This window comes from Mycobacterium sp. 360MFTsu5.1 (assembly GCF_000383495.1).
Taxonomy (GTDB): Bacteria; Actinomycetota; Actinomycetes; order Mycobacteriales; family Mycobacteriaceae; genus Mycobacterium; species Mycobacterium mucogenicum_B.
In genome coordinates, this window is sequence record NZ_KB911466.1 from 520,644 (window position 1) to 531,904 (window position 11,261).

14 protein-coding genes are annotated in these 11,261 nt (G+C 67.0%); 4 read left to right on the plus strand and 10 right to left on the minus strand.

The window, feature by feature from the left end:
* Genes H289_RS0114805 through H289_RS0114815 form a run of 3 tightly spaced genes read right to left on the minus strand, consistent with a single transcriptional unit; the run spans position 1 to position 2,600 of the window.
* Positions 1-639 (minus strand): TetR/AcrR family transcriptional regulator, encoded by a 639-nt coding sequence (locus H289_RS0114805; RefSeq protein ID WP_020101579.1) that lies wholly within the window; start codon positions 637-639, stop codon positions 1-3.
* Positions 640-648: 9 nt separating this feature from the next.
* Positions 649-1,332, minus strand: a complete 684-nt coding sequence (locus H289_RS0114810; protein WP_020101580.1) for a hypothetical protein — start codon at positions 1,330-1,332, stop codon at positions 649-651.
* Positions 1,333-1,346: 14 nt separating this feature from the next.
* Entirely contained in the window at positions 1,347-2,600 is a 1,254-nt protein-coding gene (locus tag H289_RS0114815) for a saccharopine dehydrogenase family protein (RefSeq protein ID WP_020101581.1), read from the minus strand.
* A 174-nt stretch (positions 2,601-2,774) separates the two neighbouring features.
* Here H289_RS0114815 and H289_RS30555 point away from each other — a divergent pair, with 174 nt between their 5' ends.
* Positions 2,775-4,178 (plus strand): flavin monoamine oxidase family protein, encoded by a 1,404-nt coding sequence (locus H289_RS30555; RefSeq protein ID WP_020101582.1) that lies wholly within the window; start codon positions 2,775-2,777, stop codon positions 4,176-4,178.
* Positions 4,179-4,202: 24 nt separating this feature from the next.
* The gene (locus H289_RS0114825) at positions 4,203-4,481 is read left to right on the plus strand and encodes a hypothetical protein (protein WP_036420522.1); all 279 of its coding nucleotides are present in this window, start codon (positions 4,203-4,205) and stop codon (positions 4,479-4,481) included.
* Here the strand turns inward: H289_RS0114825 and H289_RS0114830 are convergent.
* The 6 genes from H289_RS0114830 to H289_RS0114855 form a co-directional block, all read right to left on the minus strand.
* Positions 4,478-5,074, minus strand: a complete 597-nt coding sequence (locus tag H289_RS0114830) for a suppressor of fused domain protein (RefSeq protein ID WP_020101584.1) — start codon at positions 5,072-5,074, stop codon at positions 4,478-4,480. The two genes, H289_RS0114825 and H289_RS0114830, sit on opposite strands and share 4 nt — an antisense overlap.
* Positions 5,071-6,246, minus strand: a complete 1,176-nt coding sequence (locus tag H289_RS0114835) for an ABC transporter ATP-binding protein (RefSeq protein ID WP_020101585.1) — start codon at positions 6,244-6,246, stop codon at positions 5,071-5,073. The genes H289_RS0114830 and H289_RS0114835 overlap by 4 nt, the downstream gene beginning before the upstream one ends.
* A 3-nt stretch (positions 6,247-6,249) precedes the next feature.
* The gene (locus H289_RS0114840; protein ID WP_029105253.1) at positions 6,250-7,086 is read right to left on the minus strand and encodes a carbohydrate ABC transporter permease; all 837 of its coding nucleotides are present in this window, start codon (positions 7,084-7,086) and stop codon (positions 6,250-6,252) included.
* A 1-nt stretch (position 7,087) separates the two neighbouring features.
* Positions 7,088-7,987: a carbohydrate ABC transporter permease gene (locus H289_RS0114845; protein ID WP_020101587.1), complete on the minus strand. Its 900-nt coding sequence runs from the start codon at positions 7,985-7,987 to the stop codon at positions 7,088-7,090.
* Positions 7,984-9,393, minus strand: coding sequence for an extracellular solute-binding protein (locus H289_RS0114850; protein ID WP_020101588.1), 1,410 nt, complete (start codon positions 9,391-9,393; stop codon positions 7,984-7,986). The genes H289_RS0114845 and H289_RS0114850 overlap by 4 nt, the downstream gene beginning before the upstream one ends.
* Before the next feature lie 113 nt (positions 9,394-9,506).
* Complete coding sequence (locus tag H289_RS0114855; RefSeq protein WP_020101589.1) at positions 9,507-10,007, minus strand: general stress protein; 501 nt, start codon at positions 10,005-10,007, stop codon at positions 9,507-9,509.
* Positions 10,008-10,087: 80 nt separating this feature from the next.
* Between H289_RS0114855 and H289_RS0114860 the strand changes: the two genes are divergently transcribed.
* Positions 10,088-10,753, plus strand: a complete 666-nt coding sequence (locus H289_RS0114860) for a DUF4190 domain-containing protein (RefSeq protein WP_029105255.1) — start codon at positions 10,088-10,090, stop codon at positions 10,751-10,753.
* Positions 10,750-10,980 carry a DUF4190 domain-containing protein gene (locus tag H289_RS0114865; RefSeq protein ID WP_020101592.1) on the plus strand — a complete coding sequence of 77 codons (231 nt, stop codon included), beginning with the start codon at positions 10,750-10,752 and terminating at the stop codon, positions 10,978-10,980. The genes H289_RS0114860 and H289_RS0114865 overlap by 4 nt, the downstream gene beginning before the upstream one ends.
* Here the strand turns inward: H289_RS0114865 and H289_RS32450 are convergent.
* Positions 10,977-11,261: integrase core domain-containing protein (locus tag H289_RS32450; protein ID WP_155944135.1), on the minus strand; the 285-nt coding region annotated here is incomplete at its 5' end. The two genes, H289_RS0114865 and H289_RS32450, sit on opposite strands and share 4 nt — an antisense overlap.

Genomic DNA, 11,261 nt, shown 5'->3' on the forward strand with positions numbered 1-11,261 from the left:
CTACTTCGCCCGGCGCGCCTTGGTCACCTTCGGCGCGTAGGTCCCGAGGTACGCGGTCAGCAGGCGGCGCGCCTCGTCGATGGCGAGGTCGTCACCGCTGGGCGACCGCCGGAACGCGAAGTCGAACAACCGGTTGCCGGCCTCGAATGCCAGCTGCACCACCAATTCCGGGGTGCCGGAACGGATCAGCCCCTTCTCGATGAGTACCTGCCAGTACTGCCTCGCCTGGAACTCGTCGAACTCGGTGGCCAGTTCACTGAGTGTCGGAGTCCGGCTCGCGAACCACAGCTGCACGAAGTCGGCGTGCTCACGGAAGTAGGTGAGGTACGGGTCGACGACGGCGTCCACCGCGTCAGCCAGTGACCGCAGTTTCGACGCGCGCACCGACGCCGAAATCTGCGCGTCGAGGTCGCGGAGATGACGCTGCGCGAGTGCCGCGTCCACCTGATGGCGATCGGGAAAGTAGTGATACATCGACGCCGTCGGAATGCCGGCGCGTTCGCCGACCGCTTTGAGCGTCGCGGCGTCATAACCCTGCTCCGCGAGCAACGCGGAGGCCGCGTCGAGGATGGCCTGTACTCGTTCGATCCCGCGGCGCTGCACCACGGTCGGCAATGCCGACGCCTGGTTATCGAACACGATTCGACATCATATCAACGCAGGGGCCTGCGCAGCCGCGGCGCGTTCATTGCTGCCGTGCAGTGCGCGATATGCGAAGTAGCACACCGTCATCTGCATGCCCCACGTGGCGAGCGCGATGATGTAGAAGATGGTTCGGTGGGCGTCGTCGCCGGGGATGCGATAGAAGTCGTAGATCGCGGCGACCACTGCGCCCGCCGCCGTGGCGGCCACAGTGGCCAGCGCGATGCCGCGGGCGCCGACCTGCCATACCCGCCAGGCGAAATACAGCAGGAACAAGCTGGTGAGCACGTTCATCACCACGTAGAAGATCGCACCGGCCACGCCGAGTTCGGCCGCGAAATTCGACATCACCAGTCCGCCGACGATGGCGAGCGCAAAAACGCCGACATCGACGGCCACTGACGGCGTGTATCCGTGCGTGACCTTCATCAGGCCCAGGACGAGGATCACGGTGATGCCGATCGAGCGGGAGAACGCATCGAAGAAGTACGCCAGGTGGTACATCGGACTGGATTCGTCGGCGCCTACCAGGCCCCAGATGAGGAAGTTGGTGCCCGACGTCGCGACGACGATCCATTCGAGTCCGAGCAGGTAGTTCCGGTAATTGCGAATGAACTTGAGGCCGTAGGTGAATCCGGCGAACATCATGAAGAGATCGGCGACTGCGAACAGCCCGGTCTTGAGATCCATGGCGCGGCCCGTCCCTAGTGCGCGTCGTCGAGGATCTCGGCACGCGGGGTGCCGACCTGTTCCAGCGCCTTGTAGAACCGCTGTGGCTCGACCCACTCTTCGGGGGCGAAAACCCCTGCGCGCGTTCCGGGTTCCTCGTCGAGCGCCGCCACCATGAAGGCCGCACAGGCCGTGCCCGTCGCCGCCGCCATGTTCGTGAACAGATAGGTACCGGCTCCGCTCACCGGGGTACGGCGGGTCACCGCCGTCGGCAATCCGTTTCGCAGCCCGGTGGCCTCCACCTTGAGGCCCGATCGATGCGGGAACGTGTGGCCGACCGCCGCCATGGCGAGGAACTTGATCAGTTCGGCGCGCGTCGCCTCACCGTCAGAGACGAGCTTGCCGATGCCGGACAACGCATAACGCCAACCAGCGACGCTGCCGAACTTGTTGGTCATCGCGGCCACGGCGAAATCGATGGCCCGCTCCATCGGCATCTGGCCTTTTTGCACCGCCAGGCCCAGACCTCGAACGAAGCCGTTGTAGCCCGCGGGGTCCAGACCGCCGAAGCAGCGAATGTTCTTGGCGTCCGGATATTTTCGCGGCAACGTCACCGGTTCCGGGTGCGCGGTTTCGTGCACCATCGTCAGGCCCAGCCCGCCGCCCAATTCGGTCCAGCGGGTCTCGAGCCACGACTGATGCATGACCGGTCCGCCGTTCTGCCACGTCATGCACGGGCCGGCGGCGACCCGCAGCATGTGGTCGAGCACGGCACGACCGACGGCCCCACGCTCGTCACCGACCACCCAGTACACGTCGATGTTCTCGACGGTGTCGAGTTCGGCGGCCGCATCGGCGGCGAAGACGTTGGTGATGCCGGGCGACGCGCCGCAACCGATGTACATCGGTACCCCGGCCGCGCGGGCTTCGTCGTGCAATGACAGGGCGTGCAAAGTGCTTTCGATGTCGTCGTCGAAGTCGAGATAGGGCACTCTGGCCCCCAGGCAGGCCGCCATCACCGGACCGGCGGTGCGGTTGTAAGGCCCGGCGCCGAGCACCACCAACGCGGCGCCGTCGACCGCGGCCCGCAACCCCTCGGTGTCATAGAGGTCGAGGCGCGCCGTGGTGGCCAAGCCGGCCGGCAGCCGTTGCAGCAGTGGATCGAGAAGCTCGGGTCGGATGTCGTAGAGCGCCAGTTCCCAGTCTCCGCCGGCGACGGCGAAACGCTGGATGGCGAGCCGACACATCTCGCCGGCCGCGCCGATGAAGACAATTCGCTTGGCACCCATGGCGATACCCCATATCTGTCGAGGACTTCGGTCTGATTCGGATGTGATGCAAAACTCGATCTGAAATCGATATCGATGTTGACGCTAGCATCAGCCGCCCTTAATCTCAATATCGAATCGAGTTTTGGTTTATCCCGACCGGAGCTCTGCCGTCGAATATCAGGAGCAGCGAACATGACCGAGTCGAAGACTGTCGATGTTGTCGTCGTCGGAGCCGGATTGTCGGGCCTCACCGCCGCATACCGGCTCGCCCAGCAAGGGGTTTCGGTACTGGTGCTCGAAGCCGGCGACAGAGTGGGTGGGCGCACCGTCAACGTCGACGTCGGCGCCGGCGCGGTCACCGATGGCGGAGGCCAGTGGATCGGCCCGTTGCACACCCGGATGTATGCACTGATCGACGAACTGGGTCTGTCGACGTTCCAGACCTATACCGAAGGCAAATCCATCTACCTGAAGCACGGGAAGCGCCGTACCTACCGGGGCACGATTCCCCCGCTGAGCCCTGCGGCGATGCTCGACTTCGCCCAAGCACAGTTCCGGCTCGAGCGCATGGCCAAGCAGGTGCCTGCGACGGCCCCCTGGACCGCCAAGAAGGCCACCGCCTGGGACAGCACCACGCTGGGACACTGGCTGGATGCCAACTGCCTCACCGACGAGGCCAGGCATGTGTTCACGCTGTGCTTCACAACGGTGTATGCCGAAGACCCACATCGGGTTTCGCTGCTCAAGGTGCTGCACCAGATCACGACGTCGGGCGGCATCAACTTCATGGTGAATACCCGCGACGGCGCGCAGGACTCCCGGGTGGTCGGCGGCATGCACCTGGTGTCCGCGACACTCGCGGAGAAGCTGGGCAACCGCGTGATCATCGATTCCCCCGTCCGGGATATTCATCAGGACGCCGACGGCGTCACCGTCCGCTCGGCGCGGATCGACGTCCACTGCCAGCGGGTCATCGTGGCCATGACTCCCGCGGACACGGGCCGGATCAGTGTCACCCCCGCGTTGCCGGTCCGTCGCGCCGCATTGCAAAAGGCCTGGCACAACGGCACCGAGAGCAAGGTGTTCGCGGTTTACGACAAGCCGTTCTGGCGCGAGCAGGGGTTCAACGGATCGGCGATCACCGATTTGCCGATCGCACATTTCGTCGTCGACAACTCGCCCCTGGACGCCAGTGTGGGTGTCCTTCTCGCTTTCGTCGGCACCGCCGGTTCCGGTCCGGGCTTCACCTGGACCGACGAGGTGCTGAATGACCCGTCCGCCCGCCATGCTGCGTTCGTGCGCGACCTGGTCACGTTGTTCGGCCCCGAAGCGGCGAATCCGGTTGAGGTCGTGGAGAAGTCATGGGCCGACGAGCCGTGGATCAACGGTTGCGTGGGTACCCGTGCCCCGGGGATACTCACCGGCTACAGCGACGCCGCGACCGCGCCGGTGGGTCGGCTGCATTGGGCCGGCACGGAGACCGCCCCGGAATTCGAGAGCTACCTGGAAGGTGCCGTCCGTGCCGCCGAACGCGCGGTTGCTGAGGTCCGTACGGCGCTGAGCGTCGCGGTGCATAGCAAAACGGGCCACCGGTGACAACTGTTCGGGCATGATCTTCCAATGAAAATTGGTAGCAAGTCCACCGTAGTCGCGTTGGTCGTTGCCAGTGGGGTGCTCACGGGCATCACAGCGCCGGCCGCCCACGCCAATGGCGCGGACGCCGTGATCAGAGACCTCGAAGCCGAGGGCTACACCGTCAGGATCAACTGGCTCAACGGCAACAAGCCGGTGCTCCTGCCCCGTTGCACCGTGGTCCGGGTCAACAACCCGTCCTCCGACGAACCCGCCGAGGGTGATGTCGTGTGGGCCGATGTCGCCTGTCCCAACAACACGTCCTAGGCCCGAGGTTCGGCGGCCCGGCGTCGCTGATCGAGGACGTCGACGCCGTCCTGCTGCCACGCATCCCGCATGGCGCCGGCGCCTTTGAGCCGCACCCAGGCGGCCTCGGTGGCGGTGATGGGGGTGGCGCTCAGGATCCGCACCGGCTGGTACGGCTCGGGCAGCTCGACTTCGCCGATGTCGCTGGCGCCCAACAGGAATGCGGTGAATGCCGCCCCCTGCCAGACCGGCTGCTGCAGATCGATCAGCGCATCCGGCTCCAGGATCAGGCCTTCGACGGCGGGCGCCGACGCCAGTACCGCGATCGAGCGGGCCAGCGCCGTCGGGGTGGGGCCGCGCAGGGACAGTACGGCCTCCGCCCGCGGGCCGCGGATCCCGTCGGCCACCATGTCCATCGGGTCCGTCATCGGGTAGCGCGAACAGCCCAGGGACGCATAGTGATACACGTCGCCGTCGGTCGGCCCGTAGCGCAGCACCTCGATGGGGTCGGCGCCGAGGAAGGTGACGCTGGCACCCACCGGCTCGGCGGTACTGCCGCGGTCGGCGAAATGCGTTGTCAGACGGGCCCGAACCGCGCCGAGGACGTCGGTCACTGCGGTAGTGACAGGTTGCGACCCGTGGCCGGGTCGAACAGGGTCAGTTTGGAAGTGTCCAGGGCCAGCTCGACCCGACTGCCCGCCGTCGCGGACGACTTGGCCGAAACCCGTGCCACATAGGTGTTTTCGCTCGACCCGGCGTCCGCGGTGTCGTCGGCCAGCTGCTCCAGCTGCGCGGCCTGGGCGCCGGCACCTTCGAGGCGGAAGTGCACGTACTTGTCCGCGCCGAGTGATTCCACCAGCTCGGCGTCGACCTCGAACGTCAGCGACTGGATGCGCGCGTACGCATCGATCACCGAGGCGTCGTCGAACTGCTCGGGACGCACACCCGCGATCAGGTCGGCCGACGGCCGCTGCAGGTCGAGCGCCGCGCGGGCGTCGTCGCTCAAGGTGACCTCGCCGAAGGGCAGCTGCACCCCGACGTCCGTCCGCGTGGCCGGGAAGAAGTTCATCGACGGGGAACCGATGAAGCCGGCGACGAACAGGTTGGCCGGCGCGTTGTACAGCTCGTCTGGGGTGCCGACCTGTTGTGCCACACCGCCGCTCATCACGACGACGCGGTCCCCCAGCGTCATCGCCTCGGTCTGGTCATGCGTGACGTAGACGGTGGTGGTGCCGAGACGGGCCTGCAGCCGGGCGATCTCGGTGCGCATCTGCACCCGCAGCTTGGCGTCCAGGTTGGACAGCGGCTCGTCCATCAGGAAGGCCTTGGGGCTGCGCACGATGGCGCGTCCCATCGCCACGCGCTGCCGCTGGCCGCCGGACAGCTGGGCCGGCTTGCGGTCCAGAAGTGCGGTCAGGTCAAGGATTTTCGCGGTCTCCTCGACCTTGGCCGCGATCTCGGCTTTCGGCATCTTCGCGAGCGTGAGCGGGAACGCGATGTTCTGCCGCACCGTCATGTGCGGGTAGAGCGCGTAGGACTGGAACACCATCGCGATGTCCCGGTCGCGGGGCTCCTTCTCGTTGACCCGCTCCCCGCCGATGCGCAGTTCGCCGGAGCTGATGTCCTCGAGCCCGGCGATCATGTTGAGCGTCGTCGACTTTCCGCACCCCGACGGCCCCACGAGGATCAGGAACTCACCGTCGGCGATGGTCAGCGACAGGTCCTGCACTGCGGTCGCCCCGCCGGTGTAACTCTTGGTGACGTGGTCCAAAACGATTTCGGCCATGACCTACCCCTTCACCGCACCGGACGTCAGGCCCGCGACGATCCGTCGTTGGAAGATGAGAACAAAGATGATGATGGGCACCGTGATGACCATCGCGCCGGCGGCGATGGACCCGGTCGGCTCCTCGAATTGCGAACTGCCCGTGAAGTTCGCGATCGCCACCGGTGCGGTGATGGCCCGCTGGGTGGCGGTCAGCGACAACGCCAGCAGCAGGTCGTTCCAGGCGAAGATGAACACCAGGATGGCCGCCGTGACGATGCCGGGCGCGGCCAGCGGCGCGATGACCTTCCGGAAGGCCTGCCCCGGCGAGGCGCCGTCCATCTTGGCGGCCTTCTCCAAATCCCAAGGGATCTCCCGGAAGAACGCCGACAGGGTGTAGATCGCCAACGGCAGCGCGAAGGTGATGTACGGCAGGATCAGGCCCGGCCAGGTGTCGAACAGCCCGACGGTGCGCTCGATGTTGAACAGCGGTGTCACGAGCGAGATCTGGGGGAACATCGAGATCAGCAATGCCAGGCCGACCAGCAGCCGCTTACCCGGAAAGTCCAGCCGCGCCACGGCGTAGGCGGCCATGCCACCGATCGTCACCGCGATGGCGGTGGTGATGAGCCCGATGCCGATCGAGTTGAACAGTGCCGAGCCGAAGGCGCCGCCGGTGAAGATGCCCTTGTAGTTGTCGAAGGTGATCTGACGCGGAATCAGGTTGCCGTCCTTGACCGTTGACGTCGGCTTGAGGGACAGCGAGAAGATCCAGAGCACCGGCAGCAGCGCGTAGATCACCACCAGGATGTTGACCACGCCCCAGCCGGCCAACCGGCCGCCACTTCTCTGCCCGCTCACGTCACCGCACCTCGGCTTCCGCACCGGGCGCCGCGGCACCGAAGATCTTGATGTAGATGAAGGCGATGATCGCGACGGTCAGGAAGATCAGCACGCTGATCGCCGAGCCCAGGCCGATGTTGAACGCCTTGAACAGGTTGTCGTAACCCAGGATCGACACCGAACCGGTGTTGTTGGTGCCGCCCGTGAGCACATAGATGTTGTCGAAGATGCGGAACGCGTCCAGCGTGCGGAACAACAGGGCCACCAGGATGGCCGGTTTCATCAGCGGCAGAGTCACTTTGGCGAACCGCTGCCAGCGGCCCGCGCCGTCCATCTGCGCCGCGTCGAGCAGTTCCCGCGGTACCAGCACCAACCCGGCCAACAGCAGCAGCGACATGAACGGCGTCGTCTTCCACACCTCGGCGAGCACCACGATGGCCAGCGACGGCAATTGTTCGGTCAGCGGCGCGGTGCCCGTCGGCAGCAGGTTCGCGAGGTATCCGGTGCCCGGCGTCCACGCGTAATACCAACTGTAGGAAGCGGCTACGGTCACGATGCCGTACGGGATGAGGATGGCCGTACGCACGACGGCACTGCCGAACATGGTCCGGTGCATCACCACCGCCAGCGCCATACCGAGCACGAACTCGATGGCCACCGACACCACCGTGATGCCGAGCGTGACCACGAACGCCGTCCACCAGTAGTGGTCGGTGAGGATCGTCGTGTAGTTGTCCAGGCCCACGAAGCGGGTTTCCGCCGGCGCCGCGAGGTTGTCCCTGTGCAGGCTCAGCCACACCGCGTAGGCGACGGGATACGCGGCCACCGCCAGCATCACCAGGACGGCGGGGGCGATCAGGAGGTAGGCGAGCCGGCGCTCGGGGTTGGCTGCCGTGTTCGCAACTCCGGTGTCGCTCACGGAATCAGCCCCTTGCCGTCAATCGCCTGCTGTACCTCGGACGCCAGCTTGTCGGCGGTGCGCTCCGGGTCGATCTTGGTGATCGGGGCCAGCGTCGCCGAAATCCGCGTCGACACCGCCTGATACTGCGGCGTGGCCGGCCGGACAGCGGCGTCGGCGAGTTGGCGGCGGATCACCGCGTACTGCGGGTACTTGGCCTGGAACTTGGCATCGTCATACAGCGACGCGCGGACCGCGGGCAGCCCGCCCTCCACCGACGTGAACTGCTGGTTGGTCGCGCTGCGCATGCACCGGATGGCCTCGAAGGCCTCGGCCTTGTGCGTACTGGTCTTGCTCACAGCAAGATTCAGCCCGCCGATGGTGACCTTGGCCGGCACCCCGGGCTGCACCGCTGGGTAATCCGCGAAGCCGAACACCTTCTTGCTCTCGTCGTAGGCGGTGGTGAACTGCGCGTCGTCGGGCGCGAAGGTGCCGACGTCGTTGATGGCGCTCTTGAGCTCCGCGTGCTGATCGAGCGGCAGGAACGGCACGCCGCCCTTGACCGCGTTCTCCAGCAGCGACGGCAGCACGAACGGCCAGTTCACCTCGAGCGCGGCCTTGCCCTGCTCGAGCGCGAGCCGCGCCGTCCCCTCGTCGGTCTGGGTGATCGACGGGTCGGCGCCGGGTGCGGTGGCCACCGACTTGATGACCTGCAGCGCCTTGACGGTCGCGGCGCGGTGCTCAGGGGTGTCGGTCAGGGTGACGGTCTTGCCGTCGTCGGACAGCACGCTGCCACCGGCACTGGTCAGCAAGGTGTTGAACCAGACCACCAGGCCCTCGTACTGCTTGGCCTGCACGGCGATCCAGCTCGGTCCGCCGGCGGCATGCAGCCGTGTCGCCTGCGCGACCATGTCGTCCCAGGTGGCCGGCGCTTCGGACATCAGATCGGCCCGGTACCAGAGCATTTGGGTGTTGGTCGTGATCGGCGCGGCGAACAGCCGGCCCTGCCACTGCGCGGTCTTCAGCGGTCCGGGCAAGGTGTCGTCGGCGGCGTCGGCTTCCGCTTTACCGGCCGGGTCGTCGGACAGCGGCACGGCCCAGCCGGCCTCGGCGAACTCGGCGGTCCACACGACGTCCAGGCCCATGATGTCGAGGTTCTTGTCGTTGCCGGTCAACCGGCGCGCCAGTTGCAGCCGCTGATCGTCGGCGCCCTTGGGCAGACTGACCTGCTTGATGCTGAAACGGCCGCCGAGTTCGGCGTTGCACCGCCTGGCGAGGGCCGAGAACGTCGCCTTCTCATTGGCCGACGTGTACACGCTGACGACGGTGCCGCCCGCACCGGAACCGCAGGCGGAGACCAACGTGGCGGCCGTGCACGCCGCCGCACCCGCTGCCAGCGCAGCCCGCAGCTTTCCCGCGCGCACCACGGACGCCTCCTGTCTCACGGGAACCTCCCGCGCGCAAACCGTAGAGCGCGGCAGGTGTGCCATGCAACATATCGCCACCTGGTGGCGGATATGGCGACCGAGGCCGGAAGGCCCTAGAGCGACAGCCGCCCCAGCAGATCGCGGCCCTGTTCGGCACACACCGGATCGCACAACACGTCGTAGCGGCCCGCGACGAGCTGCATGGTGGAGCTGAAATCCCTTGTGCCGCGGGACATCGCGTACTGCACGCCCGAGGTGATCAGGCCGAAGAAGATGCCGGCGATGAGGCCGGTGAACAGCGAGCCCCACGCATTGGTACCGAAAAGCCCGAGCACCAGCCCGATGAACAAGCCCAGCCACGCCCCGGTCAGGATGCCGCCGGCCAGCACGCGCGGCCAGGTGAGCCGCCCGGTGACCCGCTCCACCTGCATCAGGTCGACGCCCACGATGGTCACGTGCTGCACCGGAAACTCTTGGTCTGACAGGTAATCGACGGCGCGCTGCGCCTCGGCATAGGTCGGGTACGAACCGATGGGCCAGCCCTTGGGCGGAGTCGGCAATCCGGGCTGTCCACCCGGGCCCGGGGTCCGGTCGGGCTGCAGCGGATTCGTCATGCCCCTGGTCTCCTGTCACTCGCCTCGGAACGCGCTTCGGCTACCACGATGCCATGAACTCGTGCGCTAGGTTGGTCGGCATGACAAGTCCGGGCGGGCAGTCGGGCCAACCCTCCTGGGATCCCTCGAGGCCGGCCGGGTCCGTGCCGCCGCCGACCGGCACCGATGCCGAGGCGACCAGCGACTACCCGGTGTACGAGTACCCGGCGCTCGAAGAGCCGGGACCCACCTCAGCGCCATGGCAGCAGGGGCCGCCCGCGCCCGCGCCGCAGGTCCCACCGCAGCCGCCGACGGGTCCGTTCCCCATGCCTCCCGGACCGCCGCCACCCATGCCTCCCGGCCCGCCGCCACCCGGCTTCTACGGTGCGCCGCCTGCCGGGCCGTACGGCCCGCCGCCGGGGATGGCACCACCGGGATACCTGCCGCCGACCGGCTACCTGCCGCCCCCGCTGTACTCGTCGTATCCGGCGCCGCGGTCGAACGACGGCATGGCCATCGGGTCTCTGGTGTCGTCGCTGGTCGCCTTGCCGCTCTACTTCATCTGCTTCGTGTTCGGCCCGGCCGGCTCGGTGCTGGGCATCGTGCTCGGCACCGTGGCCCTGGCGCAGGCGAAAGGCCGACCGCGCACCAACGGCAGAACCATGGCCATCGCGGGCATCGTCATCGGTGCTGTCACGCTCGTCGTCGGCCTGGTCGGCTTCCTGCTGCTGTTCGACTGGGCCTCACGCCAAGAACCGACCTTGTGATCGGCGCGCGGGTGAACCGGCTGGCGGTCGGCTCGGTCGCGTGCGCGCTGGCCGGTGTGGTGTTCGGGCCCTTGGCACTCATCGGCGTCGGGCTCGGCGTCGTCGCCTACGAGCGCATCCCCGGCAGCGGCACCCGCGGCAGCCTGCTGGCCTTGTCCGGCATCGTGTTCGGCGCGCTGGCGTTCCTGCTCAACCTGTTTCTGGTCGTCCTGGTCCTCGGCGGCTAGCTGTACTGACCTGAGAGGTTAGGTACGCGGCTGGCGGGTGGTTGACCTTTGAGTGCTGTGTGGCCGCGATGGTGATTGTAGGTGTGTAGCCACCGCGGGAACTCGGCGCAGCGTTCGGCGTCGCTGCGGTAGAGCCGGGCGTAGGCCCATTCGTCGGCAAGCGTGCGGTGGAAACGCTCGACCTTGCCGTTTGTCTGTGGACGGTAGGGGCGGGTTCGTCGGTGCTTGATGTCACCCAGAGCATCACGAAATTTGTGTGACCGGTAGCAGGATCCGTTGTC